Source organism: Sphingomonas sp. P2_B6, assembly GCF_056404755.1.
Genome location: NZ_JBFUDK010000013.1, coordinates 34,349 through 59,674, shown reverse-complemented (window position 1 = coordinate 59,674; position 25,326 = coordinate 34,349). Strand labels below are relative to the sequence as shown.

General features: G+C 66.0%; 23 protein-coding genes and 1 tRNA gene. 15 read left to right on the top strand and 9 right to left on the bottom strand.

The window, feature by feature from the left end; all coding sequences use genetic code 11:
• The first annotated feature begins 5 nt into the window (after window positions 1–5).
• Both AC1DX5_RS17545 and AC1DX5_RS17540 read left to right on the top strand, forming a co-directional pair.
• The gene (locus tag AC1DX5_RS17545) at window positions 6–314 is read left to right on the top strand and encodes a hypothetical protein (protein WP_478016530.1); all 309 of its coding nucleotides are present in this window, start codon (window positions 6–8) and stop codon (window positions 312–314) included.
• A 271-nt stretch (window positions 315–585) separates the two neighbouring features.
• Entirely contained in the window at window positions 586–1,125 is a 540-nt protein-coding gene (locus AC1DX5_RS17540; RefSeq protein WP_465169951.1) for a hypothetical protein, read from the top strand.
• A 43-nt stretch (window positions 1,126–1,168) separates the two neighbouring features.
• Here AC1DX5_RS17540 and AC1DX5_RS17535 read toward each other — a convergent pair whose 3' ends face one another.
• Both AC1DX5_RS17535 and AC1DX5_RS17530 read right to left on the bottom strand, forming a co-directional pair.
• The gene (locus tag AC1DX5_RS17535) at window positions 1,169–1,891 is read right to left on the bottom strand and encodes an extensin-like domain-containing protein (protein ID WP_478016529.1); all 723 of its coding nucleotides are present in this window, start codon (window positions 1,889–1,891) and stop codon (window positions 1,169–1,171) included.
• A gap of 13 nt (window positions 1,892–1,904) precedes the next feature.
• Window positions 1,905–2,657 carry an NUDIX hydrolase gene (locus AC1DX5_RS17530; RefSeq protein ID WP_478016528.1) on the bottom strand — a complete coding sequence of 251 codons (753 nt, stop codon included), beginning with the start codon at window positions 2,655–2,657 and terminating at the stop codon, window positions 1,905–1,907.
• 160 nt (window positions 2,658–2,817) lie between these two features.
• On the opposite strand from AC1DX5_RS17530, the gene AC1DX5_RS17525 reads away from it, so the two are divergent.
• From AC1DX5_RS17525 to AC1DX5_RS17515, 3 genes are all read left to right on the top strand, one after another.
• Complete coding sequence (locus AC1DX5_RS17525; protein ID WP_478016527.1) at window positions 2,818–3,813, top strand: RraA family protein; 996 nt, start codon at window positions 2,818–2,820, stop codon at window positions 3,811–3,813.
• Between the two features lie 26 nt (window positions 3,814–3,839).
• Window positions 3,840–5,087 (top strand): mandelate racemase/muconate lactonizing enzyme family protein, encoded by a 1,248-nt coding sequence (locus tag AC1DX5_RS17520; RefSeq protein ID WP_478016526.1) that lies wholly within the window; start codon window positions 3,840–3,842, stop codon window positions 5,085–5,087.
• A gap of 357 nt (window positions 5,088–5,444) precedes the next feature.
• Window positions 5,445–7,688, top strand: a complete 2,244-nt coding sequence (locus AC1DX5_RS17515) for a transferrin receptor-like dimerization domain-containing protein (protein ID WP_478016525.1) — start codon at window positions 5,445–5,447, stop codon at window positions 7,686–7,688.
• Window positions 7,689–7,872: 184 nt separating this feature from the next.
• Here AC1DX5_RS17515 and AC1DX5_RS17510 read toward each other — a convergent pair whose 3' ends face one another.
• The gene (locus AC1DX5_RS17510) at window positions 7,873–8,469 is read right to left on the bottom strand and encodes a TetR/AcrR family transcriptional regulator (RefSeq protein ID WP_465174298.1); all 597 of its coding nucleotides are present in this window, start codon (window positions 8,467–8,469) and stop codon (window positions 7,873–7,875) included.
• Between the two features lie 189 nt (window positions 8,470–8,658).
• On the opposite strand from AC1DX5_RS17510, the gene AC1DX5_RS17505 reads away from it, so the two are divergent.
• Window positions 8,659–12,075 carry an acyl-[ACP]--phospholipid O-acyltransferase gene (locus tag AC1DX5_RS17505; RefSeq protein WP_478016524.1) on the top strand — a complete coding sequence of 1,139 codons (3,417 nt, stop codon included), beginning with the start codon at window positions 8,659–8,661 and terminating at the stop codon, window positions 12,073–12,075.
• A 25-nt stretch (window positions 12,076–12,100) separates the two neighbouring features.
• Here the strand turns inward: AC1DX5_RS17505 and AC1DX5_RS17500 are convergent.
• A tRNA-Ala gene (locus AC1DX5_RS17500) sits at window positions 12,101–12,176 on the bottom strand.
• 245 nt (window positions 12,177–12,421) lie between these two features.
• Between AC1DX5_RS17500 and AC1DX5_RS17495 the strand changes: the two genes are divergently transcribed.
• Complete coding sequence (locus AC1DX5_RS17495) at window positions 12,422–13,477, top strand: DUF2171 domain-containing protein (protein WP_478016523.1); 1,056 nt, start codon at window positions 12,422–12,424, stop codon at window positions 13,475–13,477.
• 127 nt (window positions 13,478–13,604) lie between these two features.
• Window positions 13,605–14,315 (top strand): DUF6058 family natural product biosynthesis protein, encoded by a 711-nt coding sequence (locus AC1DX5_RS17490; RefSeq protein WP_478016522.1) that lies wholly within the window; start codon window positions 13,605–13,607, stop codon window positions 14,313–14,315.
• Between the two features lie 112 nt (window positions 14,316–14,427).
• Here AC1DX5_RS17490 and ypfJ read toward each other — a convergent pair whose 3' ends face one another.
• The gene (gene ypfJ, locus AC1DX5_RS17485; RefSeq protein WP_478016521.1) at window positions 14,428–15,348 is read right to left on the bottom strand and encodes a KPN_02809 family neutral zinc metallopeptidase; all 921 of its coding nucleotides are present in this window, start codon (window positions 15,346–15,348) and stop codon (window positions 14,428–14,430) included.
• 153 nt (window positions 15,349–15,501) lie between these two features.
• Here ypfJ and AC1DX5_RS17480 point away from each other — a divergent pair, with 153 nt between their 5' ends.
• The 3 genes from AC1DX5_RS17480 to AC1DX5_RS17470 all read left to right on the top strand — a co-directional run bounded on the left by AC1DX5_RS17480 (window position 15,502) and on the right by AC1DX5_RS17470 (window position 18,250).
• Window positions 15,502–16,656, top strand: a complete 1,155-nt coding sequence (locus AC1DX5_RS17480; RefSeq protein WP_478016520.1) for a patatin-like phospholipase family protein — start codon at window positions 15,502–15,504, stop codon at window positions 16,654–16,656.
• A 24-nt stretch (window positions 16,657–16,680) separates the two neighbouring features.
• A complete protein-coding gene (locus tag AC1DX5_RS17475; protein WP_465174290.1) occupies window positions 16,681–17,466 on the top strand; it encodes a 3-hydroxybutyrate dehydrogenase in 786 nt (261 codons plus the stop codon).
• Window positions 17,467–17,548: 82 nt separating this feature from the next.
• Window positions 17,549–18,250, top strand: coding sequence for a DUF4893 domain-containing protein (locus tag AC1DX5_RS17470; RefSeq protein ID WP_465169938.1), 702 nt, complete (start codon window positions 17,549–17,551; stop codon window positions 18,248–18,250).
• On the opposite strand, the gene AC1DX5_RS17465 is transcribed toward AC1DX5_RS17470, so the two are convergent.
• Window positions 18,151–18,834 carry a hypothetical protein gene (locus tag AC1DX5_RS17465; RefSeq protein WP_478016519.1) on the bottom strand — a complete coding sequence of 228 codons (684 nt, stop codon included), beginning with the start codon at window positions 18,832–18,834 and terminating at the stop codon, window positions 18,151–18,153. The two genes, AC1DX5_RS17470 and AC1DX5_RS17465, sit on opposite strands and share 100 nt — an antisense overlap.
• Window positions 18,828–19,784, bottom strand: a complete 957-nt coding sequence (locus AC1DX5_RS17460; protein ID WP_465169936.1) for a cation diffusion facilitator family transporter — start codon at window positions 19,782–19,784, stop codon at window positions 18,828–18,830. Before AC1DX5_RS17460 ends, AC1DX5_RS17465 begins: the two co-directional genes overlap by 7 nt.
• A gap of 94 nt (window positions 19,785–19,878) precedes the next feature.
• On the opposite strand from AC1DX5_RS17460, the gene AC1DX5_RS17455 reads away from it, so the two are divergent.
• From AC1DX5_RS17455 to AC1DX5_RS17440, 4 genes are all read left to right on the top strand, one after another.
• On the top strand, window positions 19,879–20,136 hold the full coding sequence (locus AC1DX5_RS17455; protein WP_465169935.1) for an AbrB/MazE/SpoVT family DNA-binding domain-containing protein: 258 nt from the start codon (window positions 19,879–19,881) through the stop codon (window positions 20,134–20,136).
• Window positions 20,137–20,139: 3 nt separating this feature from the next.
• The gene (locus AC1DX5_RS17450) at window positions 20,140–20,523 is read left to right on the top strand and encodes a type II toxin-antitoxin system death-on-curing family toxin (RefSeq protein WP_465169934.1); all 384 of its coding nucleotides are present in this window, start codon (window positions 20,140–20,142) and stop codon (window positions 20,521–20,523) included.
• 282 nt (window positions 20,524–20,805) lie between these two features.
• On the top strand, window positions 20,806–22,194 hold the full coding sequence (locus AC1DX5_RS17445; RefSeq protein WP_478016518.1) for a helix-turn-helix domain-containing protein: 1,389 nt from the start codon (window positions 20,806–20,808) through the stop codon (window positions 22,192–22,194).
• 132 nt (window positions 22,195–22,326) lie between these two features.
• A complete protein-coding gene (locus tag AC1DX5_RS17440) occupies window positions 22,327–23,922 on the top strand; it encodes an isocitrate lyase (RefSeq protein ID WP_465174287.1) in 1,596 nt (531 codons plus the stop codon).
• A gap of 172 nt (window positions 23,923–24,094) precedes the next feature.
• Here the strand turns inward: AC1DX5_RS17440 and AC1DX5_RS17435 are convergent, their stop codons facing one another.
• Both AC1DX5_RS17435 and AC1DX5_RS17430 read right to left on the bottom strand, forming a co-directional pair.
• Window positions 24,095–24,535 carry a hypothetical protein gene (locus AC1DX5_RS17435; protein WP_478016517.1) on the bottom strand — a complete coding sequence of 147 codons (441 nt, stop codon included), beginning with the start codon at window positions 24,533–24,535 and terminating at the stop codon, window positions 24,095–24,097.
• A gap of 45 nt (window positions 24,536–24,580) precedes the next feature.
• Window positions 24,581–25,306: a helix-turn-helix transcriptional regulator gene (locus tag AC1DX5_RS17430; RefSeq protein ID WP_478016516.1), complete on the bottom strand. Its 726-nt coding sequence runs from the start codon at window positions 25,304–25,306 to the stop codon at window positions 24,581–24,583.
• Window positions 25,307–25,326 lie beyond the last annotated feature (20 nt).

Here is a 25,326-nt window from a genome sequence, read left to right as displayed (position 1 = left end):
TGGCGATGACCGAGGACCAGAAGATAATCGATCAGAAGACGCCTGACAGCCAGGACGTGGCGCCGGGCCATCCTGAGGAGAATAAGGCGATTCATCATCCGCGTCAGGAAGCGGGCCAGGATGCGTCGATCGCCGCGCGCCTCGAGCGCAATCCCGAGAGCAAGGAAGCGCGGCTCGACGCGGCTTTGGACGAATCGATGGACGCATCCGACCCGCCATCCTCGACTCAGCCCGTGCACAGTCACGAGCCGCCGGCATCTTCCGGCTATGACGCGGCCGAAGAGGCGCGGCTGAAGGAAGAAAAGGCGGGCTGATCCGTATAGATTGCCGGAATGGAATCTTTTGCCACCCCCGTCCGCCCCGCGGGCGGGGGTGGCGTTCTTTATGTTGCTTAACTAGCGCACTCTACAGCCGTTTTCGTCGTGCGACGCACCGTTCGTCGCAACCTTTGTTGCATCGCAGCAGGAACTGTGATTCGATGCTTAATGCCGGACGACGGCGCGTTAAGGGAGCTGCCAACTAACCTGGCGCATCATCGGCACCGGTTCCACATTTGCGGGGTGGGGTGACGATATGAGTGCAAAGATGAAACCGGCGAATGGCGCGATGACGCTGGCCGAAATGAAGGAATTTGCGAGCTTCAGTTCCTCGACGCAGCGCTATATCCGGCGCTCGCTCGACATTGGCCTCGACCGCGACGATGCGATGAGCCGCTGGTCGCGCGATGTCGTGGAAGCCGCCAGCATCCGCGCCCAGGCGCGCCTTTATGCCCGTCTCCCCGATATCCGGGTGATGATCCCCGATGACAGCGGCCTGGATGCGGTCGAGCCGTTCCTGGCTCCGCTGATGACGGTGACGGCATTCGATCTGGGGCAGGGGCGCCTCACGACCTTTTCCGCCTATCGTTTCCTCTATGAGCGGCTGATCGGCGCCGAGGTGCGGCCCTGGCTGCCCGCGGCCTTCTGCTCGGCGGCGGCATTGCCGCATCTGCATCCCGATCTGCGGCGCAAATTGCTCCAGTCGATCAGCGAAGCGGCCGCGACCGCATCGGGCTGGTCGAACCGCCAGCCTGCCTTCTTCCCCAAATGGGTGGAGAAGGTGGAGGCAGCCGCGCTGCCGCACTGAGAGTCGCTAAAAAGCCCCTCTCCTTCAGGGGAGGGGTTCTTCCTTACCTGCACGCCCGCCAGCCGAACTCCCCCCGCTTGGCCTGGTCGAGATGAAGATGGTCACGGTGCGCCGCATTATAGTCCGGCGACAGGGTGGTCGAGAACAGCCGGCAGGCACCGTTGCGCACTTCGTGCAGGAAGGTCGCTTCGGGCCCGTCGCCCTTCCAGTCCGCCGCCACCGTGACGCGCTTGCCGCTCGCCAGGCGGAAGCCGGCGATGTCGATCGCGTCGGCGGTGGCGTGCTCGCTCCAGCTGTTGCTGCCGCCGATGCGGCGGCAATTATAGCTGCCGAAATGCTCGATCGAGGCGACCGGGCTTCCCAGAAGCCGCCGCGCCGCGGGCTGCACGACATTCCATTCCCATACCGACAGCGCCGCCGCGACCGGGCAGGACGTACCGAGATCGGCGGGCGCATAAAGCGCGCGGCGCGATCCGCCGGGTGCGAAACGCACGCCATCGGCATAGCTGCAGGTGCCGTATTTCACGGGCGCCAGCACCGTGTAGCGCACCCCCGCCTTGTCGAGCAGCGCCCGGCAATGCGGAAAATCGTCCGTCAGCCCGGCGAGCTTGCGCCCGGTCATCATCCCGACCGGCTGGCCGAGATCGAGCGGCGTCCAGGGCAGGTCCTGCGGCCGGCCACGCACCGCCGCGAACAGCAACAGCCCGACTGTCAGCAGGATCGCGGCGATCGTCATGCCGCCGACCAACCTTCGCACTGCCAGCATCAGCCGCGCTCCCTCAGCCTCTCATCGCGCTCGTGATCGGCTCGAAGGTGACGGGATAGCCCAGATCGTCGGGAATGCGCAGGTGCGGCACGCCGTCGATATCGTCGGTCCAGGGCGTGACCGGGCGGATCGGGTAGCGCGCCGCATCGGCGGCCGCCTCCTCGAAGCTGGCGAAGCGCGCCAGCCGTTCGAGGTTGCGGCGCGTGGGGAAGATGATCCGCACGCGCCCGGCATCGGCATCGTCGAGCACACGCTGCGCGGTCGCCCAGAAGACGCGGACATTCTCGGTGTCGTCGACCACCGGCTCGGACACGCCCTCGGGCATGCGCGCGAGATAGAAGCGCGTGTCGAAGATCCGCATATGCGCATGCGCCGGCAGCCAGCGCGCGAAGGGGATCAGCGCCGGGTCAAGCGCGAGACCGGCGTCACGCAGCGCCTCGCCCAGCGAGATGCCCGAGTGCAGCGCGGCGCGCAGGGCCGACAGTGTCGCGCCGTCCGGCACCGGGTTCAGCCCGATCGGCACGCCGACTTCCTCGATGGTCTCGCGGATCGCGGCGATGCGGGCCGCGATATCCTCGGGCTCGCCGAGAAAGGTCAGGGCGAGGGCATGGTCGCCCGGATCGACCCGGCCACCCGGGAACACCAGCGCGCCGCCGGCGAACACCATCGCCTTGGATCGCTCGACCATCAGCAGCTCGGGCGCGCCAGGCGCTTCGCGGAACAGGACGAGCGTGGCGGCGGGAATGGGCTGCGGCGTTTCGGACATCGACCGGGTGTAGGCCGCGGGACTTCTATTGTCATTCCCGGGCTCAACCTGCTGTCGATATCATATACAATATGATTGGCACCCGACTCGTCTCGCTCTAGGAAGGGCATCGCGACGACTCCGCGGGAAGGGGCGCGCGAAACGAAAAGGGGAGAGAGAGATGCGATCGCGCCTGTTGTCCGCCGCCCGTAGCGGCATGTTTGCCAGCTGCCTGATTGTTGCCGCCGCCACGCCGGCGCTCGCGCGGGACGGCTTCTTCTCCCGCGAGCAGGTGATCTCCTATACCCCCGAATGGACCGGCGAGCGCTTCCCCGACGGGCGGCCAAGGGTGTCGGACGACATCATCGAGCGAATGAAGTCGGTGACCCTGGAGGAGGCCTGGGCGACGTTGCGCGGCGCCGGCTATAATTACGAATATGAGGATGGCTGGCTGTCGATCTTCCCCGACAAGGTGCTCGTCGGCCGCGCGCTGACCGCCCAGTGGATGCCGGGCCGCCCGGACATTCAGAAAGTGATCGAGGCACAGGGCAAGCAGGATGCGCGCAAGGGCGCGATGAATGCCTGGCCGGTCGACATGCTGCAAAAGGGCGACGTCTATGTCGCCGATCATTTCGGCCTGAAGAAGGACGGTCCGTCGATCGGCGACAATGTCGGCAACGCGATCTACGCGCGCAGCGGCAACGGCATCGTCTATGACGGCGCGGTGCGCGATATCGAAGGGCTGAAGGAACTGCCCAACTTCACGTCGTTCGTGCGCTCCTATGATCCGTCGCACCATTTCGGCGCGATGGCGACGGGCGCGCGGCTCAACTCGACCATGGTCGGCATCAACGGCCCGACCCGGGTCGGCATGGCGACGGTGATGCCGGGCGACGTGGTGCTCGGCCGTGACGGCGGCGTGGTGTTCATCCCGCCCCAGCTCGCCGAAAAAGTGGTCAAGCAGTCCGAGATCACGCGCCTGCGCGACGAGTTCGGCCACAAGCGCCTGGCCGAGGGCAAATACACCGCGGGCCAGATCGACGCGAAGTGGAGCGAGCCGATCGAGGCGGATTTCACGGCCTGGCTCAAGGCGAATCAGGACAATCTCCCGGTCAAGAAGGAAGTCATCCAGGAGATGCTGAACAACAAGGCCAAGGGCATTCCCTACGAAGGCTGAGCCTTTCCTCCCGCGCGGATAAAGCCATGATCAATCGACGCACGATGCTCGGCCAGGCGGCCGCGCTCTACGGGACCTTCCTGCTCGCGGCCAATGCCGGGGCGGCGACGCGCCCGCCCAGGCTGAAGATCAGGGAGATCCGCGCGGTCCGGCTGAAGAACGGGTTCAACAGCCGGTTTGTCCGCGTCTATACCGAGGAAGGGCTGACCGGCACCGGCGAATTCCTCGACACGGTCGGCGCCGAATACATCATCAACAACAACTTCAACCCGCTGCTCACCGGCCGCGATCCGCTGGCGATCGAGGCGATCATGAACGATCTGTGGGGCTGGCGGCGCGGCAATTTCGCCGGCGCGCCGTCGCCTTTGTTCATCCGCGGCACCGGCGGGCCCTATTATGCCGCGATGAGCGGCGTCGAGATGGCGCTGTGGGATCTGGCGGGCAAGGCGCTGGGCGTGCCGATCAGCCAGTTGATGGGCGGGCGGCTGCGCGAGCGCATTCCGGTCTATCTCCATGCCAACGACCCGGCCGACGCGAAGCGCATCGTCGCCGCGACCAGGGTGCGGGCGCTGAAGATCGGCACCGATTACACGCCCGATGCGTGGCTGGTCGGCAAGGGGCTGAACCCCGACCGGCTCTGGGGCCAGCATCTCACCACCGCGCAGCTCAGCGATGTCGAGAAGTTCGTCGGCGGTTTCCGCGATGCGCTTGGGCCCGATTACGATATCGGGGTGGAACTGCACGCGCGCTACGATGTCGAGACCGGCATCCAGATCTGCAATCTGCTCGAGAAATTCCGGCCCTTCTTCGTCGAGGAGCCAGTGCCGAGCGACAATGTCGATGCGATGGTCCGCATCCGCGACAATGTCCGCGTGCCGCTGGCGGCGGGCGAGAATGTCTATGGGCGCTACGGCTTCCGGCCCTATCTGGAAAAGCAGGCGCTCAGCATCATCCAGCCGGACATGGCCAAGGCCGGTGGCCTTTCCGAAACGCGCAAGATCGCGGCGATGGCGGAGACGTACAACATCCCCGTCGCGCCGCACGGTGTGGCCTCGCCCTTCGCGACCATGGCGTTCGCGCAGGTCTGCACGACGATCCCGAACTTCCTGATCCAGGAATTCACCTATTACGAGAACAAGGCTTATACCGAGCTGTGCGACCCGGTCGCGCTGGTCGACGGCTATCTGCCGGTATCGACCGAGCCGGGGATCGGGATTTCGGTCAACGACGAGGTGTTGAAGGCCCGGACGGATCCCGAATTCAAGCCGCTCTAACGATTCCCCTCCCTTCCAGGGCAAGGGCAATCGCATATGATTCAGCGAAAAGAGAAGAGAGCAGAAATTAGGGTTCGCGCGGAGGCGCGGAGGCGCGGAGCGCGACCTGTTGAGGCCCGTTTGAACCAAATACGGATCGTATGGGCACCTTCTCTGCGCCTCCGCGCCTCCGCGCGAACCTCTCTTTTCTCATCGCCATCCGAAACAGTTGTGGCGTGAGCATATGCGATTGCCCTGCTTCCAGGGAGGGGCTTTGCAAGAACTCAAAAAGCATCGAACCGCCCACTGCGCCCGATTGCGCTCCCGCCCGCGAGTGGCGCATGCTGCACCCACACAGGTCGCAGGGGATTCACGGACATGGCGAAGCTAGGATTTCTGATGGCGGGCGCGTGCGCCCTCGTTCTCGCGCAGGCAGGTCTTGCGGCCCCGGCCGACCAGAAGGCGAATGAGGCGGCGTTCGATGCCGGCGTCAGTTCGCAGGACCAGCTCGACTGGCTGAAGACCATGTCCTCCGCGCCCAACCATGTCGGCTCCCCGCACGACAAGGCCAATGCCGAGTTCATCCTGGCGAAGTTCAGGGAATGGGGCTGGGACGCGAAGATCGAGACCTTCCAGGTGCTCTACCCGACGCCGATCTCGACCACCGTGGAAATGGTCGCGCCGGAGAAGATCACACTCGGCGGCCAGGAACCGGCAGTGCCCGGCGACGACACCTCCGCCAACCTCGCCGGCGCGCTGCCGCCTTATGTCGCATTCCAGGGCGACGGTGACGTCACGGGCGACCTCGTCTATGTGAATTACGGCCTGCCCGACGATTACAAGGCGCTGGAACGGCGCGGCGTGGACGTGAAGGGCAAGATCGTCATCGCGCGCTACGGCGCCGGCTGGCGCGGGCTGAAGCCCAAGCTGGCGCAGGAACATGGCGCGATCGGCTGCATCATCTATTCCGACCCGCAGCAGGATGGCTATGGCGACGGCGACACCTATCCCAAGGGCGGCGCGCGGCCCGATTTCGGTGTGCAGCGTGGGTCGGTGGCCGACATGACCGTCTATCCGGGCGATCCCCTCACGCCCGGGGTGGGCGCCACGGCGGATGCCAGGCGGCTCGACCGCAAGGATGCGGCGACGATCCTCAAGATCCCGGTCCTGCCCATGTCGTACGGCGATGCGGGCAAGCTGCTGTCACGCCTGGGTGGTCCCAATGCGCCGAACGGCTGGCAGGGCGGCCTGCCGCTCGCCTATCACACCGGCGGCGACGGCGCGGTGATGGTCCATCTCGCGGTCAAGTCGGAATGGTCGCTCAAGACCGTCTATGACGTGATCGCGAAGCTGAAAGGGTCCGACTATCCCGATCAATGGGTGATCCGCGGCAACCATCATGACGGCTGGGTGTTCGGCGCGTCCGATCCGCTGTCCGGCAACGTCGCCATGCTGTCCGAGGCCAAGGCGCTGGGCGGGCTGTGGAAGCAGGGCTGGCGGCCGAAACGCACGATCGTCTATGCCAGCTGGGATGCCGAGGAGCCGATGCTGCTCGGCTCGACCGAATGGGCCGAGACTCATGCCGCCGAGCTCAAGGCCAAGGCCGTCATCTATATCAACACCGACGGCAACGGACGCGGCTTTCTCGGCGCCGAGGGCAGCCATGATTTCCAGCACCTGGTCAGCTCGGTCGCGGCCGACGTGACCGATCCGCAGACCGGCGTCAGCGTCGCGGAACGCGCGCGGGCCGCGGTGCGGGTGCGCGCCTATGACAAGACCGGCCAGGTCAGCGAAGCCGCGCTGGCGGCGGCGGAGAAGGGCGGGGACCTGCCGATCGGCGCGCTGGGATCGGGGTCGGACTATTCCGCCTATCTGCAGCATCTCGGCCTGCCGGCGCTGAACATCGGGTTCGGCGGCGAGGACGAGAGCGGCGGCGTCTACCATTCGGTCTATGACAGCTATCATCACTTCACGACCTTCGACGATCCCGGCCTGAAATATGGCGCGGCACTGTCGAAGACGGTCGGGCGGCTGGTCCTGCGCGTCGCCGATGCCGACACGCCGCCGCAGCGCTTCGGCGATTTTGCGGATACGGTCTCGACCTATCTCGGCGAAGTGAAGAAGCTCGCCGAGGACCGCCGCACCGAGGATCGCAAGCGCGAGAAGCTGCTGACCGACAAGGCTTTCCTCCTGGCGAGCGACCCGACCAGGCCGGTGGCCCCGGTGCCCGTGGAGGCGAGCACGCCGCACATCGAACTCGCGGCGCTCGAGGATGCGGTCGACCATCTCAAGGCGGCGGCCGCTGCCTATGACAGCGCCTATGCCGACAAGGGCGCGAAGCTCGATCCAGCCCGGCGCGTGAAACTCAATGCGCAGCTTCGCGACATCGATCAGCTGCTGCTCGACGACCGCGGCCTGCCGGGACGGAGCTGGTACAAGCACCTGATCTATGCGCCCGGCCGCTTCACCGGCTATGGCGCGAAGACGCTGCCCGGCGTGCGCGAAGCGATCGAGGAGCGCCGCTTCGACGACGCGAATGTCTATGCCGGGCGCACCGCCAGGGTGCTCGAGGCCTATGCCGCACGGCTCGAGGCGGCGAAGGCGACGATCGAGGGGAAGTAGAAGTAACGGAGAGGGATTTCACCCGGGTGAGATACCCTCTCCGTTCGTGTCGAGCGAAGTCGAGACACCTTGAGCCTGGCGGGCGGATGGTTTCTCGACTGCGCTCGAAATGAACGGAAAGAAGAAGTCCGCGATCGGATCAACCATCATGCCGGAACACGTCCGGAATTATGGTTCGGCTTGATCAGGTCCGACCCGCCACCGTCAGCACGTCCCGCACCCGCGCCAGCGCGGCGCCTTGCGGATCGGTCTCGCCGAGGAGCGCGAAGGTGCCATTGAGCGCGAACTCGCAATGCCCATGGACCAGGGCGACCAGCGAGCGGGCGAGGGCGGCGGCCCTGTCGCGCCGCTCTTCGGGCAGTAGCAGCGCGATCTCGGTCTCGACGATGCCGGTCAGGCCGCTGCGCAGCCGGCGGTAGCTTTCGGGCATCTCGGTACCCGGCGGCCGGCGATGAGCGTAGATCGCGACCCACAGGTTGGGATTGCGCTCGGCGAAGTCGAAATAGCCCGCGACCAGCGCCGCGATCCGGTCGTCGCCCGCCGCCGCCAGCTTTTCGCGCAGCCAGGCTGCCCACAGGGTGAAGGTCCGGCTGTTGATCGCCAGCAGCAACGCATCGAGGCTGCCGAACACATTGTAGATCGTGCCGATCGAATAGCCGATCCGCTTCGCCACCTCGCGCGCCGAGAAATCGGCATAGCCCCTTTCGGCCATCAGCGCATGGCCCTCGGCGAGGATCAATGCCTCGAGCTGTTCGCGCGAATGATCCGATCTCCGTCCCATGAGGATAGGAATAGGGTTAAAACTGAACACTGTCTAATTTATTTATTGAACAGTGATCAATTTTGCCGCATTGCAGGATCGTCCGGCGAATCGCCGGGATGTTGTCGGGTTCGGACGCGGTGAAGGTACGCCTTGGTGATGAGGCTCCGGTCCGCCATGATGCCCGCCCGCTGGGAGAGGCAAAGCATCATGTCGGCACCCGATTTCTCGTTGCTCGCGAAACGCCGCTTCGCGCCGATGTTCGTCGTCCAGTTCCTCGGGGCGTTCAACGACAATGTCCTGAAGTTCGCGATGCTCAGCCTCGCGACCTACACGCTGTTCCCGCAGGACCCGAACCATGTCGCGCTGCTCGGCAACATCGCGACCGGCCTGTTCATCCTGCCCTATTTCCTCTTCTCGGCGATGGCCGGGCAGATCGCCGACGCCTGGGACAAGGCGCGCCTCGTCCGCATCATCAAGGGGGCCGAGGTGCTCATCATGGGGCTGGGGCTGGCCGGCTTCTGGTTCCAGTCGGTGCCGGCGCTGATGGCCGCGTTGTTCATGATGGGCATGCACTCGACCTTTTTCGGGCCGGTCAAATATTCGATCCTGCCCCAGCATTTGCAGCATAACGAGATCGTCGGCGGCACCGGGCTGATCGAGGGCGGCACCTTCCTCGCCATTCTCGGTGGTCAGCTGCTCGCGGTGACCGGCGTGCTGCCCGCCTGGGAATGCGGCGTGGCGGCGACGGCGCTTGCCGGCCTCGGTTTCGCGGCGAGCTGGGCGATTCCGCCCGCGCCGCCGGCCGCACCGAACCTGACGATCGACCGCAACCCGTTCCGCAGCACCTGGCAGATCCTGAAATCGGCGCACCAGGGCGAAGGGGTGTGGCTCTGCATCCTCGGGATCAGCTGGTTCTTCGCGGTGGGGGCGATCCTCGTCACCAATTTCCTGCCGCTCGTCTCCGGCGCGCTGGGCGGCACCCAGGGCGTGGTGACGCTGTTCCTGATCATCTTCTCGGTCTCGATCGCGCTCGGCTCGACTCTGGTCAACCGGCTGCTCAAGGGCGTGGTGTCGGCGAAGTTCGTTCCGGCCTCGGCGCTGGCGATGGCCGCGTTCATGATCGACCTGTGGCTGGCGACGCGCCATTATCCGATCCCGGGCACGCCGGTGACGTCCTGGGAATTCGCGCGGAACCCGGGCAACTGGCGCGTGCTGGTCGATCTGGTCGGCATCTCGGCCGCCGGCGGCATGTTCGTCGTGCCGCTCTACGCGATCCTGCAGACGGCGACGGCGCCCGAGGAGCGGTCGCGCATCATCGCCGCCAACAACATCGTCAACGCGGCGATCATGGTCGCGGTGGTCGCGGTCGTGCTGTTCATCCAGGCGCAGGGCGCGAGCATCCCCGGCGTGATCGGCGCGCTCGGCTTCTCCACCCTAGCAATCGCGCTCATCTCCTGCTGGCTGCTGCCGGAAACGGTGATCAAGGCGGTGCTGCGCACGATCCTCAGGCTGATCTACCGCATCGAAGTGCACGGCGCCGAGAACATGCCGCAGCCGGGCGAGCGCGCGGTGGTGGTGGTCAATCACGTATCCTGGCTGGATGGGCTGCTGCTCGCGGTGTTCCTGCCCGGCAAGCCGGTGTTCGCGGTCAACAGTCTGGTGGTGAAGCTGTGGTGGATCCAGCCCGCGCTCAAGCTGTTCCGCGCCTTCCCGGTCGATCCGACCAACCCGATGTCGGCCAAGTCGATGGTCAAGGCGGTGCGGGGCGGCAACACGCTGGTGATCTTCCCGGAAGGGCGCATCACCGTCACCGGCGCGCTGATGAAGATCTTCGACGGCCCCGGCATGGTCGCCGACAAGGCCGACGCGCCGATCGTGCCGGTGCGCATCGACGGTGCGCAGTTCACCCCTTTCTCCTATCTCAAGGGCAAGGTGCGCCAGCGGATCTTCCCGCAGATCAGCCTGACCATCCTGCCGCCGCGCCGCTTCGTCATCGAGGGCAAGATGAGCGCCCGCGCCCGCCGCGCCATCGCGGGACGCCAGCTCTACGACGTGATGAGCGAGATGATCTTCGCCACCTCGGACATTGATCGCACCCTGTTCCAGGCGCTGCTCGACGCGAAGGACATTCACGGCGGCAGGACCGCGGTGGTCGAGGACATCAAGCGCGATCCGCTGAGCTACAAGCGCCTGATCACCGGCAGCCTGGCGCTGGGTCGCGCGTTCGAGCGCGGCACGAAACAGGGCGAGGCGATCGGCGTGCTGCTGCCCAATGTGTCGAGTGTGGTCGCGACCTTCTTCGCGCTCCAGGCGATCGGGCGCGTGCCGGCGATGCTCAACTACACGGCGGGCCTGGCCAATCTCAAGGCGGCCTGCGTCGCGGCGGAAATCCGCACCATCGTCACGGCCCGCGCCTTCATCGCCCAGGCCAAGCTCGAGGCAGTGGCCGAAGGGCTGGCGGCGGATGGCATCACGATCCGCTATCTCGAGGATGTCGCCGCCGGGATCGGCGGCGGCGCGAAGCTGCGTGCGCTGCTCGCCACGCGCTTTGCCGGGCGGCTGCATCGCCGCCGTGGCGTCTCGCCCGGCAGCGGCGCGGGGATCCTGTTCACCAGCGGATCGGAGGGGCTGCCCAAGGGCGTGGTGCTGACTCACCGCAACCTGCTCGCCAACTGCCTGCAGCTGTCGGCGCGGATCGACTTCAACCAGAGCGACCTGGTGCTGAACGCGCTGCCGGTGTTCCACAGCTTCGGCCTGACCGGCGGCACGCTGTTGCCGATCCTCAGCGGCATCAAGACCTTGCTCTATCCGAGCCCGCTGCATTACCGGATCGTGCCCGCGCTGGCCTATGATGCCAATGCGACGATCCTGTTCGGCACCGACACCTTCCTCGCCGGTTATGCGCGCATGGCGCACAGCTATGATTTCTACTCGCTGCGCTACATCTTCGCCGGGGCCGAGCGGGTGCGCGACGAGACCCGGCGTGCCTATGCCGACAAGTTCGGCCTGCGCATCCTCGAAGGCTATGGCGCGACCGAGGCCGGGCCAGTGATCGCGGTCAACACGCCGATGTATTTCCGCAGCGGCAGCGTCGGCCGCCTGTTGCCGGGGATCGAGGCGAAGCTGGAGACCGTGCCGGGTATCGAAGAGGGCGGGCGCCTGTCGATCCGCGGGCCGAACATCATGGCGGGCTATCTCAAGGTCGACGCGCCCGGCCAGCTCCAGCCCCCGGCGGGCGGCTGGCACGACACCGGCGACATCGTCACCATCGACGCCAATGATGGAATCGGGGGCGGCTTCGTGACCATCCGCGGCCGTGCCAGGCGTTTCGCCAAGATCGGCGGCGAAATGGTCTCGCTGCCCGCGGTCGAGGGTTATGCCGCGGCAACCTGGCCCGACGCCGGGCACGCCGTGGTCACCCGGCCGGACCCGAAGAAGGGCGAGCAACTCGTGCTGTTCACCACCCACGCCGGCGCGAAGCCGGCCGATCTGCTCGCCTGGGGCAAGGCGAACGGCGTGGCCGAGCTCGCTCTCCCGCGCGAGATACGGGTGGTGGAGGCGCTGCCCGTGCTCGGTACCGGCAAGCTCGATTATGTCACGATGGGGGAGATGGCGGCGGGTTAATCGCTAGCATCGCATGGGCGGGCGCTGGTGGAGCTGAGGGGAATCGAACCCCTGACCTCTGCAGTGCGATTGCAGCGCTCTCCCATCTGAGCTACAGCCCCGCACCCGCTCCGCGCCCATCTTTCGGGCCGGAAGCGCGCGTTTAGCGAGCCTTTTCGGGCGATGCAACCGGGTCGCCCCGGCCCCTCCAACTTTCACGTCGTCCAACCGTCCCCAAGGCGCGGCGGGTTATCGCTACGGCCGCGTAACTATCGGAACAAACACGGCTTTCGATCCTTTCCTGAGTGGTCGAGCGGGCGCGCCAATGCGCTCGCCGCCACCGCAGAGTCGAAGGAAGGACGCCGTCATGGATAATGGACGCTATCTCCGTAACACCAACCCGCAGGCCGATTATTCGGATCGCGGCGAGGGTGACTATACCCGCGACTATGGGTCTGGGCAGGATTATACCTATTCCAGTGCCCGCGAATATCAGGCGGCCGGAGAGTTCGGTCGCGGCCGGGGTCGGGAATATGGCCAGCGCGGCTATGGGCAGCCGGATTATGGCCAGCAGAACTACGGATCGCGCGATTACGGGCCCCGCGAATATGGCAATTCGGCCTATGGCCAGCGCGACCAGCGCAGTGTGAACCAGCGGCGTCGCGACGCCGGGTTCCAGGGCGAGTATCGCGGCAGCTATGGCTCGGACGGGCATCGCTTCACGGAGACCGGGGACCGCGATGGTGGCCGCGATTCCTATGGCCCGCGCCGCGATCGCGGCCGGCCCGAGGGGTATGACTATCAGGACCGCGACTTCTTCAGCCGCGCCGGGGACGAGGTCCGTTCCTGGTTCGGCGACGAGGAAGCCGAGCGTCGCCGCGAGATGGATTCGCGCTATGACGGCCGCCAGGGCGGCGGACGCTGGGACAGTCCCTATGCGCGCGACAGCCACCATCAAGACGGGGACTATCACAGCTGGCGCCGCTCGCAGATCGATGCGCTCGACCGCGACTATGACGAATATCGCCGCGAGAACCGCTCGAAGTTCGAGAACGAGTTCGGCAGCTGGCGGACCGAGCGCCAGACTCAGCGCGGTGCGCTGGCCAAGGTCACCGAGCATATGGAAGTGCTCGGATCGGATGGCGAGCATGTCGGCACGGTCGACAAGGTGCGGGGCGACCGCATCCTGCTGACCAAGGGCGATACCGACGCCGGCGGCCGGCACCATTCGATCCCGTCGCGCTGGATCGAATCGGTCGACGACAAGGTGACGATCCGCAAGACCGCCGAGGATGCCAAGGCGCATTGGCGCGACGAGGAACGCAGCGGCGCGTTCTTCGGGGACGAGCAAGCCGGGGATCGCAACGAGGATAGCGACAAGGGTCCGCACATCCTCAACCGCAGCTTCTCGGGCACGTACTGAGTCGCGGCCGACGTCACTCCTGGCCCCTCTCCCCGCAAGGGGGGAGGGGTTTTGGTTTGCGTGACGTTGTCGGCACCCTTCGGCCGTTTCCGAAGCATGTCAGCGGACCCGGTGCCAAAGCGGATGCATGACGCATCAAACCTATGTCGAGCGCTGGTTCATGACGCCCGCGCTATTCCATCGCCGGATCGGCGCCACGCCCGGACATGTCGAGCGGCTCATCGAGGCCCGTGCGATGCCGGGCGCGATCTATGCGGAGCATGAAGGCGTCTGGTGGAGCGCGCTTGGCGCGACGGAGCCTCCTGCCGGCACGATCTGGTATGCTCCGGCCGCTTTGTGGTGGGGTCGACGGGCGATGCTTGGCCTGAAGCTGGGACTGTCCGTGGAGGACGCGGCGGCGCGGAACCGGGCCTGTTTCATCGAGACTTTTGTCCGTGCCCTGGCCGATGAACCCCTTGCCCTCGTCGCCTTTCCCGCGGCCTTCCCGAACGAACGCCTCGACTCTGATGCCGCGGTGCGTTGCGCCGCGGCTGAATGGGAAAGCTGGATTGACGGCGGTTATGCCGTCTGCCTGCGCCGCTTCTCCGGCGAAAGCTGCGTGCGCAAGGAGTCGCTGGCGAAGCGCATCCGCCTGCATCTGGATCAGGCGCCGGGACACCATCTCGACGCCGCCGCGCTGTTCGACCTGGTCGAACGGCTGGAGAGCCTGGTGCTGCCCTTTGCCCCTTGGCAGCGCGACGGGGGAACGCCCGGCAGGGCCATCGACGCGCCGCTCGCGCAGCTGGGGCTGGGCGTCGAGCTTCCCTACGAAGCCGAGGGGGAGTCGCGCGGCGCTTGATTGGTTGTTATATAAGTATTTGATTTATATGGATATTATGTGAAAAATGCCGTGAAGGGACGGATGAAGATATGGGACATGCTGGTGTCCCATATCTCCACCGATCCTCGCCTCAGATCGCCCCGCTGAACGTGTCGCACTGGTTCGGGTCGCCGCTGTCGAGCCCGCGCCGCAGCCAGGCCATGCGCTGCGCCGAGGTGCCATGGGTGAAGCTGTCGGGCACGACGCGGCCCTGTGCCTCTTTCTGCAGCGTGTCGTCGCCGATCGCCTGCGCGGCGGTCATGCCTTCCTCCAGATCGCCCGGTTCCATCCGGTCGCGATTCTGCGCGGCCCAGACGCCCGCGAAACAGTCCGCCTGAAGCTCGAGCCTGACCGACAGTGCATTGCCCTCGGTGCGGCTGGCGCGGGCCATCTGTTGCTGGACCTGATCCGACGTGCCGAGCAGGTTCTGGATGTGGTGGCCGAATTCATGCGCGATCACATAATCCTGCGCGAAATCGCCCTTGGCGCCGAAGCGGGTGCCGAGCTCGTCGAAGAAGCTGGTGTCGAGATAGATGCCCTGGTCGGTCGGGCAATAGAAGGGTCCCATCGCGCTCTGCGCGGCGCCGCAGCCCGACTGGCCCTGGCCGCCGTAGAAGACCAGCTTGGGTTGGGCGAAGCGCTCGCCGCCCTTGCTGAACAGCGCCGCCCAGGTCTTGTCGGCCGAGCTGAACGCGTTGCAGGCGGCCTTGCTCGCGGCGTTGAGCGTGCAGCTCGATGCCGTGTCGCTCCCCGCGACCGGGCCGTTTCCGGCGCGTTCGGTCGGCGCGGATACCGAGCTGCCGCCGCCACCGCCAGTGAGCGAACCGAGCCCGCCGAACAGCGCGAACGCGATCAGCAGCACGACCACGCCGCCGCAGCCGAAGCGGCTGAACACCAAGGGCAACAGGCCGAACAGCATGCCGCCGCCACCGCCGCCGCCCAGCCCGAATCCGCCGCCCTGACCGCGCTGATCCTCCACATTGATGTTGGGATCGAAATCGTCGAGGCGCATTGCTGATATCCCGGGATCGTTGCCGATGCGGCATGAATGCGCGGGAGCCCCAGTTGTTGCAAGGACCGCGCATTTCGTCACCGCGCGGCGGTGAAGCGCTTTTCATCAAACTGCCCGTTGATCCGGCCGCGCGGGCGGCGCATGGGCGCAGGGATGGCCGATGCCGAACCCACCAGAACGCGCCGCCGCGTCGAGGCCCTGCCGCTGCCCGACTGCGTGGCCCTGGTGCTGCAGGGCGGCGGCGCGCTGGGCAGCTATCAGGCGGGCGTGATCGAGGGATTGCAGGCGCGCGGGATAGAGATCGACTGGGTCGCCGGCATCTCGATCGGTGCGGTCAACGCCGCGATCTTCGCCGGCAACCCGCCGGAAAAGCGCGTCGAGATGCTCACCGCCTTCTGGGACATGGTGACGTCCTCGCTGCCGAGCTTCCCGATCTATCCCGACGATCATGTGCGCGAATGGCTGCACGAATGGTCGGCCGGTTATGTCATGGCGGCGGGCGTGCCGGGCTTCTTTGCGCCGCGCATGGTGTCGCCCATCTTCGCCGCACCGGGCACGCCGGAGGCGCTGAGCTTCTATGATTCGGCGCCGCTGAAGGACACGCTGGAGTCGCTGGTCGACTGGGATCTGCTGAACAGCGGCGCGGTGCGCCTGTCGGTCGGCGCGGTCGATGTCGAGAGCGGCAATTTCAACTATTTCGACACGACCGATACGCGCATCGACGCCCGGCACATCATGGCGTCGGGCGCACTGCCGCCGGGGCTGCCGCCGATCGAGATCGACGGGCGGCTGTGGTGGGATGGCGGGCTCGTCTCGAACACGCCGCTGACTCATGTGCTCGATCATCAAACCGGGCCATTGCTCGCCTTTCAGGTCGACCTGTTCGCCGCCGCCGCCGAGCGGCCGAGGACGATCATGGACGTCGCCGCGCGTGAAAAGGAAATCCGCTTCTCCAGCCGGACGCGGCAGGTGTCGGACCAGGTGATCCGCATCCGCAAGGATCGCGAGATCGCGCGCAAGGTGCTCGCCAAGCTGCCCGAGTCACTGCGCGACGATCCCGATGTGCTGGCGCTTGCCGGCCGCTCGGCGGAGCATCCGGTCAGCCTCGTCCAGCTGATCTATCGCACCAATGCCTGGGAAGGCGGCTCGCGCGATTTCGAGTTTTCCGCGCGCACGATGCGCGAGCATTGGCATGCCGGGCAGGAGGCGGTGGCCGAGACGATGGTCAATGCGCGCCTCGTCGCCGCCAATATCGAGACGGGCAAGAGCGCGGCGTTCGACCTGACGGCGCGTCCGCCGACCATCTGAGACTTTCAACCACGGAGAACCCCCATGTTCCTCAAGGGCAAGAGCGCGATCATCACTGGTTCCACCTCGGGCATCGGCCTGGCCTATGCCAAGGTCCTGGCCGGCGAGGGCGCCAGCGTGATGATCAACGGCTTCGGCGATGCCGCCGCGATCGAGACCGAGCGTGCCGCGCTGGAAGCGACGAGCGGTGCCAGGGCGCTGTACGACGCGGCCGACATGACCGATCCGGCGGCGATCGCCGCGATGGTCAGGCGCTGCCATGACGAGCTGGGCGGGCCGGACATCATCATCAACAATGCCGGCATTCAGCATGTCGCGCCGATCGAGGATTTCCCGGCCGACAAGTTCGAGGCGATCATCAAGATCAACCTCACCTCGGCCTGGTACATGATGCAGGCGGCGGTGCCGTACATGAAGGCAGCGAAATGGGGGCGGATCATCTCGACCGCCTCCGCCCATTCGCTGGTCGCGAGCCCGAACAAGAGCGCTTATGTGATGGCGAAGTTCGGCATCGCGGGCCTGACCAAGACGATCGCGCTCGAGACGGCGACGCACGGCATCACCGTCAACTGCATCTCGCCCGGCTATGTCTGGACGCCGCTGGTCGAGAACCAGATTCCCGACACGATGAAGGCGCGCGGGCTGACCCGCGAGCAGGTGCTCAACGACGTGCTGCTTTCCGCCCAGCCGACGCGCGAATTCGTGACGCCGGAACAGGTTGCGGCGCTCGGCCTGTTCCTGTGCCGGGACGAGGCGAAGTCGATCACCGGCGCCAATCTGTCGGTCGATGGCGGCTGGACCGCGGCCTGACGGAACGGACCCCGTTCTCCCGGGTTGGCAAGTGGGGCAGGGCGTGGTTAGCTGCGCCCTCGCTGATGAAAGAACCGGTCGCTTGAAAAGATTTTCCCTCGGTCTGTGCGGCTGCGCGCTTCTTGCCGGATGTGGCGGCAAGGCGGAGAAGCCGGTCGAGGTCGCCGCGGCACCGCCGCCCCCGGTGGCGATCGTCCCGGTGACGACACCGCCGCCCGTACCGGTGACCGTGACCCTGAAGGTCGCGAGCATGGACTGGCACCAGGTGGCGACCGACAAGGATCGCGAGCGGCTGCGGACCTGGCGCAATGCCTGGGTTGCCGCGCTCGGCAAGATCCGCGCGGCGGGCCGGGCCGCCGACCTGACCGGGCAGGGCGCGCTGTTCGATCCCGATCGCGCGCTGACCAACGCCGCGCCGCCGCCGGGGCGCTATCGCTGCCGCGTGTTCAAGCTCGGTGCCAACGGCACGGCGATGCGCGACTTCACGGCCTATCCGCCTTATGAATGCCGCATCAATGACGAGGGCGAGGTGTCGAGCCTGTACAAGGTCGGCGGATCCCAGCGACCGATCGGCCTGCTCTTCTCCGACAGCGCCTCGCGCCAGATCTTCCTCGGTACGATGATGTTCGGCGACGAGAAGAAACCGATGGATTACGGCCGCGATGACGGCCGCGACATGGCCGGCTATATCGAACGCGTCGGCGACAAGCGCTGGCGGCTGGTGCTGCCCTGGCCCAGGTTCGAATCGATCGTCGACGTGGTCGAACTGGTGCCGGCGGAGTAAGGTCGCAGTCCGAATTCCCTGACGATCCACTGGTAGAGCTTTGGCGACTTTTCCCGAACCTCTGCCCGCGAGAAGGGTGGTCGTGCCAGCTTGCCGTACAGCACCGCACTTGCCGTCATCGCGAAGAACTCGGTCGGGTGGCTGAGCATATAGGCGCCCGGTGGGTAGAGCCCCGAAGCACGCGCCGCCGCATAGAAGCGCAGCACATCCCGGTTCTCATAGCCATCGCTCAGCCGCAGCAAATGATAGCGATGCAGCATCTCGTGCAGCAGCACCGGATTGTCGGGCGGCACCGCGCGCCGCTCGAAATGCACGCCGTCCGGCGCGATGCGCGACATGCTGCCGGGCATCGGGTCGACCGCGATGCGCTGCCCCGCAAAGAAGGCGATGATCGCCGGGTCGATCGGCAGGGCTTCGATCAACGCGATCTGCGCGGAAAGCGCCGCGGCGATCTCCGGCGTTTCGGGGGCGCCTTGCCAGTCGATCGGGAAATGCGGGTCGAGCGCCAGCGCCCGGGTAGAGGGCAGCACCATCATGCAGAAGCCAGCCGCCAGCAGATCGCGGCGGGCGACCTGCGTCAGCAACCGCCCACTGCCTCATCGGGATGGAGCGCGGTCGCGTCCTCCCGGCGCTCGGGGCGGATATAGATGGACGACAGCTGCGGCAGCGCCGCCTTGAGGTCGGTCTCGATCGCCTCGATCAGCAACTCCGCCTCGCCCATGCTGAGCGAATCGCGGAAATCGGCGCTGATCGCGACGAAGATCCGGTCGGGCGCGGTGTGCAACGTGCGGACGTGATTGACCCAGGTGATCTCCTTGCGCGCGTCGACGATCTTGCGCACCTGGGTGACGACGGCGGGATCGGCGCCTTCCCCGATCAGCAGGCCCTTCGCCTCGCGCGCCAGCAGCGCCGCCACGACGCCGAGCAATATGCCGATCGCGATCGAGGCGAGGCCGTCGATGCGGGGATCGCCCCAGGCATGGCTCGCCCAGACGCCGACGGCCGCGATCAGCAGCCCCGCGAGCGCCGCCGAATCCTCGAACAGCACGATGAAGCCGGCCGGGTCCTTCGAGGCGCGCACGGCCTGCCACCAGTTCGTGCCGCGCACCGATCCGGCGAATTCGCGCATGGCAAAGATCCAGGACGCGCCCTCCATCGCGAAGGCGACGGCGAGCACGACATAGTTGATGGTCGGATCGCGCAGCGGCTCGGGTTCGGCGATATGGACCCACCCTTCATAGATCGACACGCCCGCGCCGACCGCGAAGATCAGGATCGCGACGACGAAGCTCCAGAAATACAGCTCGCGCCCATAGCCGAAGGGATGGTCCACATCCGGCGGGCGCTGCCCGCGCTTCTGGCCATAAAGGAGGAGCACCTGATTGAGGCTGTCGACGACCGAGTGGAACCCCTCGGTCAGCATCGAGGAGGAGCCGGAAATCGCGGCCGCGACGAACTTCGCGACCGCGATGCCGAGATTGGCGGCGAGCGCCGCGTAGATGACGAGATTGGAGCCGTGCTTCGTCGCCGCCAACGTGAAACTCCTTTTGTGCAAGCTACCCTAAGCGCAGATGACAGGAGCGCACCAGCGATTGAAACGATCCGGATGCGTGTGTTATAACGCGCGTATGAACAAGCCGATCTCCGATAGCGACCTGCGCGCCAAAAAGCTCAAGCTCATCAAGGTCGGCAATTCGACCGGGGTGATCTTGCCGCGTGCCGTGCTGGATCGCCTGCGCGTGTCCCAAGGAGACGCGTTATTTCTGAACGAATCGCCTCAAGGATACAGCCTGTCGGCCCACGATCCTGACTTTGCTGAAGCGATGGGCGCGGCGGAGGAAATCATGCGTGAGGATCGCGACGTCCTGGCGGTGCTTGCTCGCTAGACGATGACGGATTTCCGATTTTTGAGTGCCGAGCTGGCCTTCGCCGTGCACGAGCGCCAACTTGCCGAACATGGCGGGCTGGATGGCGCCAAGGATTCGGGCTTGCTTGAATCCGCAGTGAGTCGGCCATTGAACAAGCACGCTTACGGAGAGAATGATCCCTGCGCGCTGGCGGCCGCTTACGCTTTCGGCATCGCTCGCAACCATCCATTCAATGACGGCAACAAGCGCACCGCTTGGGTGATGGCGCGCTTGTTTCTGCGCCTGAATGATGTGGCCATCGCCTTCGATAAGGCCGATGCCATCAGGATGGTACTGGCTCTTGCCTCAGGCGAACTCGAAGAGAGCGCCGTCGCCGACTGGTTCCGCGCCAGGCTGGTGCGCTAACGGAAATGGCCGCCGGCGTCTCCGCCGGCGGCCATCCTTTCCTCCCCAGGAAACTTTCAAGGCGCCGCTTTAAGCGGCTGCCAATGGTCGAATAATTCGCAACGGGCCGCCTAGAGGAGCCGCCTTGAAGTGCGCACTATCTCGCGGCATCGACGAAGTCAGGCGCGGCGGCGGCCTTTGTGGTGTCGCGTTGTCGCGCCCGCACGCAGGCTTCCTGAAATTCTGTAAACTATTGACTCCGGCCGCCCCGCTGGTGAAGGCGGCAGACGAAGGGACGTGCATATGGCGGACAGAAAACTCTTTGCCGGGCACGCCGTGCGGCGGTTGCGACGCCAGGCGGGCCTGACCCAGGCCGCGATGTCCGACGTACTGACGATATCGCCCAGCTATCTCAATCTGGTCGAACGCAACCAGCGGCCTTTGTCCGCGTCGCTCCTCGTCAAGCTGGCCGAGAGTTTCGATTTCGATCCGCGCGCCTTGGCGGCTGGGGAGCCGGGCGGCGGCGAGTCGGGTATCCGGCGGCGTCTGGCCGATCCGATGTTCGCTGATCTGGAGATCGATCGGAACGAGGTGGAGGAATGGCTGGCCGGCGCGCCCGGCGGGGCGGAAGCTTTTGCCCGCGCCTATGACCGGATCGGATCGGGCGCCGTGGCGGGCGAGGCGAGCGTCAGCGATCCGATCGCTGAAGTACGGCGCGAGATCGAGCGCTGGCGCGGACATTTCGCCGATCTGGACGCGGCGGCCGAGAAGCTGGCGGATGAGCTGCGTCTCGGCGCCGGCGACCTTTATGGCGCCATTGCCGAACGGTTGCGGGTCAAGCACCAGCTCACCATTCGCATCCTTCCCGTCGACGTCATGCCGGATCTGTTGCGCCGGCTCGATCTTCATGCCCGGCAATTGCAGTTGAGCGAGATGCTCGATCCCGCATCGCGTACCTTCGCCGCCGCCTTCCAGCTCGCCCAGATCGAGGCGCGCGGGGAAATCGATGCCCTTGCGAAAGGCGCGGTGTTCACTGACCGGGCAGCGGAGCGGCTCTATCGCCGCCATCTCGGCAGCTATTTCGCCGCTGCGGTCATGATGCCCTATGCGCGCTTCCTGCGGGCCTGCGAGTCGACGGGCTATGATCTGGAGCTGCTTCAGCGTCGTTTCGGCGCAGGATTCGAGCAGGTCGCGCACCGGTTGTCGACGTTGCAGCGCGTCGGTGCGCGGGGATTGCCCTTCTTCATGGTGCGGATCGACCGCGCGGGCCAGGCATCGAAGCGCTTCTCCGGCGCGAGCGGGTCGCCCCTGGCCGAAGCCGAGGGGCGCTGCCCGCTATGGCGCCTGCATCACGCTTTCGACCGCCCCGGCAGCCTCGCCGTGCAACTGGTCGAACTCGAAGGCGGGGCACGCTGGCTCACCATCGCGAGGACGGTCGCGCCGCAGGGGCGTCGTTACGGCGCGGTGCCGGCCGAGTTCGCCATCGGATTGGGTGTCGCGGCCGAATTCGCCGGCAGCCTGGCGGTGGCGCGGGGCATCGACCTGAAAGGCGAAGCGACCCCGATCGGCCTTGGCTGCCGCGCCTGCCTGCGCGAGCGTTGCCCCCAGCGATCGGCACCGCCCATCGGGCGCGCGTTGCTGATCAACGAGCGCGAGCGAGGCGTGTCGCCCTTTACCTTCGGCGGCGATTAAGAGTCGGCAATTTACAAATTTACTCACAAATCGGGCAAAGTGTGACAGCTTAACGCGGTTCTGCCTTCTGTCCGGGGTTTGATTATTGTCAATTTGTGTACTTGTCCTCGTATCACAACCGAGGGACGTACCGTGACCTACCAAAGCGACATCGCACAGATCGGCCAGCTCATCGGCGGCAAGAACGGCACCTGGGACGGGATCGATGCCGAGTCGGTGGCGCGCATGCGTCTCCAGAACCGCTTCCGCACCGGGCTCGACATTGCGCGCTACACCGCCGCGATCATGCGCAAGGACATGGCCGCCTATGACGCGGATCCGGCCAATTACACCCAGTCGCTGGGGTGCTGGCACGGCTTTATCGGCCAGCAGAAGATGATCGCCATCAAGAAGCATTTCGGTTCGACCGAGCGGCGCTATCTCTACCTCTCCGGCTGGATGATCGCGGCGCTGCGCTCCGAATTCGGGCCGCTGCCCGATCAGTCGATGCACGAGAAGACATCGGTCCCGGCGCTGATCGAGGAACTCTACACTTTCCTCCGTCAGGCCGATGCCCGCGAACTCGGCATGATGTTCCGCGAGATCGATGCCGCGCGCGAGGCCGGCGACCAGCTCAAGGAAAAGCAGCTGCTCGCTGCGGTCGAGAACCACCAGACTCACGTCGTGCCGATCATCGCCGATATCGATGCCGGTTTCGGCAATGCCGAAGCGACCTATCTGCTCGCGCGCAAGATGATCGAGGCGGGCGCGTGCGCGCTGCAGATCGAGAATCAGGTCTCCGACGAGAAGCAGTGCGGCCATCAGGACGGCAAGGTCACCGTGCCGCACGAGGACTTCCTCGCCAAGGTCCGCGCCTGCCGCTACGCCTTTCTGGAGCTGGGCGTGGAGGACGGCATCATCGTCACCCGCACGGATTCGCTCGGTGCTGGCCTCACCAAGCAGATCGCCTTCAGCAAGGAACCCGGCGATCTCGGCGACCAGTATAACGCCTTCCTAGATTGCGAGGAGATCACGCCCGAGAACGCGCGCAGCGGCGATGTCGTGATCAATCGTGACGGCAAGCTGATGCGGCCGAAGCGGCTGGCGTCGAACCTCTACCAGTTCCGCGCCGGCTCGGGCGAGGATCGCTGCGTGCTCGACAGCATCACCTCGCTGCAGAACGGCGCCGACCTGTTGTGGATCGAGACCGAGAAACCGCATATCGAGCAGATCGCCGGCATGGTCGACCGCATCCGCGAGGTCATCCCGAACGCGAAGCTGGTCTACAACAACTCGCCCTCGTTCAACTGGACCTTGAACTTCCGCCAGCAGGTGTTCGACGCCTGGGCCGCGGAGGGCAGGGACGTCTCGGCCTATGACCGGGCACGCCTGATGAGCGTCGATTATGACGGCACCGATCTGGGCGACGAGGCCGATGAGCGCATCCGCACCTTCCAGGCGGACAGCGCGCGCCGGGCGGGCATCTTCCACCACCTGATCACCCTGCCGACCTATCACACCGCCGCGCTGTCGACCGACAATCTCGCCAGGGAATATTTCGGCGAGGCCGGCATGCTCGGTTATGTCCTCGGCGTGCAGCGCCAGGAGATCCGCCAGGGCATTGCCTGCGTGAAGCACCAGAACATGTCGGGCTCCGACATCGGCGACGATCACAAGGAATATTTCGCCGGAGAGGCCGCGCTGAAGGCCGGTGGCGCGCACAACACGATGAACCAGTTCGCCGCGTAAAGCGGACGGGTTTACGGGAGCGGTCCGGACGAGAGTCCGGGCCGCGGTCCTTTACCGCCGTCATGCCGGACTTGTTCCGGCATCCACTGATCCGCACATCCGCCGATGTTTTGATTCGCGGATCAGTGGACCCCGGACCAAGTCCGGGGTGACGAAGAGGAAGGGTGCGGCCCTAAATCTTCAGCAACAGGATCGGCACGATCACGCCCGCTACCAGCATGATCGTCGACACCCGTCGCGTCGCGCGGTTGTTCAGCGCGATGACGATGCCCAGCACTGCCGACAGGATCAGCCCGACCGACATCAGCACCGCGAAGATCTTGAATGGCAGCGCGGATGGCTTGGGTTTTTGCGGTGCCTTGGGAGCAGGCTTCGCCGCCGGCTTGGAATGCTCGTCGGCACCCTCCGCTTTCGCCTGAGGCAGGCGGTCGTCCTTGTGGACGCTGGCCAGCCAGACGATCCAGGTCGGCGGCGTGCCGCCCCATCCCTTTTCCTCCTGCAGTCGGAAGGTCTGCAACGCGCCGCTGAGCGAGAAGAAGATGATCGCCGGCGCCAGGAACATCCCGATATAGAGATGATAGCGGCGCAGGGATTGCTGGGTCTTGGCTTTCATGAGAATCGCCCTAGCAGGCGGCAAGCCTGGGGCAAGTGCGTAGATTCACTGATAGTCGCGCGCGCCGCTTGCGGAACTCTCCACGATGATTTTCGCCTGAAGCTGCGCGAGCCAGCGACCGCGCAACTGTCCGGGCCGCAGCGGATAGCGTGCGTCGAGCACGTCCGCGGCGACGATTCGGTCGAGCCGGAAACTGCGGAAATCCTCGCGCAGTTCGCACCACGCGATCAGCGCCCGCGCGCTGTCGTGATAGCCGATCAGCGCGGGCCAGACGATGCGCTCGGTCGGCGCCCCGTCCTGCGCGCGGTAGGCGAGGGCGATCTTGCGCCCCGCGCGGATCGCCCGGCGCAGCATCGTGGCGTCGACCGCGTCCTCGGGCATCTTCCACGCTGGCGGAGTCCGCGCGGCGGGGTCGTCGACCAGCGCGCGCATCTCGGCCGGCACCACCGCGGCGATCTTGGCGATCAGGTTGCGCGCGGCATTGGCCAGCGCCGCATCGCCATGCCCGGCCACCCATTGCGCGCCGAGCACCGCCGCCTCGACTTCTTCCGGATTGAGCATCAGTGGCGGCAGGTCGAAGCCGCTTTCCAGGACATAGCCGATCCCGGCCTCGCCCCGGATTGGCACGCGCTGCGCCATCAGCGCGGCGATATCCCGATAAACTGACCGTTTCGACGTCTCGAGTTCGATCGCGATCGCATCGGCGGTGATCGGCCGGCGCTCGCGGCGCAGGATCTGGACGATCTCGAACAGGCGGTCGGCGCGGCGCATGATGGGGTCCTAGTGCCAAG

What these genes read in the sequence shown, in the direction of transcription:
- AC1DX5_RS17545 (WP_478016530.1), top strand. Translation starts at nt 6, where the DNA reads ATGACCGAGGACCAGAAGATAATCGATCAGAAGACGCCTGACAGCCAG.
- AC1DX5_RS17540 (WP_465169951.1), top strand. Translation starts at nt 586, where the DNA reads ATGAAACCGGCGAATGGCGCGATGACGCTGGCCGAAATGAAGGAATTT.
- AC1DX5_RS17535 (WP_478016529.1), bottom strand. Translation starts at nt 1,891, where the DNA reads ATGCTGGCAGTGCGAAGGTTGGTCGGCGGCATGACGATCGCCGCGATC.
- AC1DX5_RS17530 (WP_478016528.1), bottom strand. Translation starts at nt 2,657, where the DNA reads ATGTCCGAAACGCCGCAGCCCATTCCCGCCGCCACGCTCGTCCTGTTC.
- AC1DX5_RS17525 (WP_478016527.1), top strand. Translation starts at nt 2,818, where the DNA reads ATGCGATCGCGCCTGTTGTCCGCCGCCCGTAGCGGCATGTTTGCCAGC.
- AC1DX5_RS17520 (WP_478016526.1), top strand. Translation starts at nt 3,840, where the DNA reads ATGATCAATCGACGCACGATGCTCGGCCAGGCGGCCGCGCTCTACGGG.
- AC1DX5_RS17515 (WP_478016525.1), top strand. Translation starts at nt 5,445, where the DNA reads ATGGCGAAGCTAGGATTTCTGATGGCGGGCGCGTGCGCCCTCGTTCTC.
- AC1DX5_RS17510 (WP_465174298.1), bottom strand. Translation starts at nt 8,469, where the DNA reads ATGGGACGGAGATCGGATCATTCGCGCGAACAGCTCGAGGCATTGATC.
- AC1DX5_RS17505 (WP_478016524.1), top strand. Translation starts at nt 8,659, where the DNA reads ATGTCGGCACCCGATTTCTCGTTGCTCGCGAAACGCCGCTTCGCGCCG.
- AC1DX5_RS17495 (WP_478016523.1), top strand. Translation starts at nt 12,422, where the DNA reads ATGGATAATGGACGCTATCTCCGTAACACCAACCCGCAGGCCGATTAT.
- AC1DX5_RS17490 (WP_478016522.1), top strand. Translation starts at nt 13,605, where the DNA reads ATGACGCATCAAACCTATGTCGAGCGCTGGTTCATGACGCCCGCGCTA.
- ypfJ (WP_478016521.1), bottom strand. Translation starts at nt 15,348, where the DNA reads ATGCGCCTCGACGATTTCGATCCCAACATCAATGTGGAGGATCAGCGC.
- AC1DX5_RS17480 (WP_478016520.1), top strand. Translation starts at nt 15,502, where the DNA reads ATGGCCGATGCCGAACCCACCAGAACGCGCCGCCGCGTCGAGGCCCTG.
- AC1DX5_RS17475 (WP_465174290.1), top strand. Translation starts at nt 16,681, where the DNA reads ATGTTCCTCAAGGGCAAGAGCGCGATCATCACTGGTTCCACCTCGGGC.
- AC1DX5_RS17455 (WP_465169935.1), top strand. Translation starts at nt 19,879, where the DNA reads ATGAACAAGCCGATCTCCGATAGCGACCTGCGCGCCAAAAAGCTCAAG.
- AC1DX5_RS17450 (WP_465169934.1), top strand. Translation starts at nt 20,140, where the DNA reads ATGACGGATTTCCGATTTTTGAGTGCCGAGCTGGCCTTCGCCGTGCAC.
- AC1DX5_RS17445 (WP_478016518.1), top strand. Translation starts at nt 20,806, where the DNA reads ATGGCGGACAGAAAACTCTTTGCCGGGCACGCCGTGCGGCGGTTGCGA.
- AC1DX5_RS17435 (WP_478016517.1), bottom strand. Translation starts at nt 24,535, where the DNA reads ATGAAAGCCAAGACCCAGCAATCCCTGCGCCGCTATCATCTCTATATC.
- AC1DX5_RS17430 (WP_478016516.1), bottom strand. Translation starts at nt 25,306, where the DNA reads ATGCGCCGCGCCGACCGCCTGTTCGAGATCGTCCAGATCCTGCGCCGC.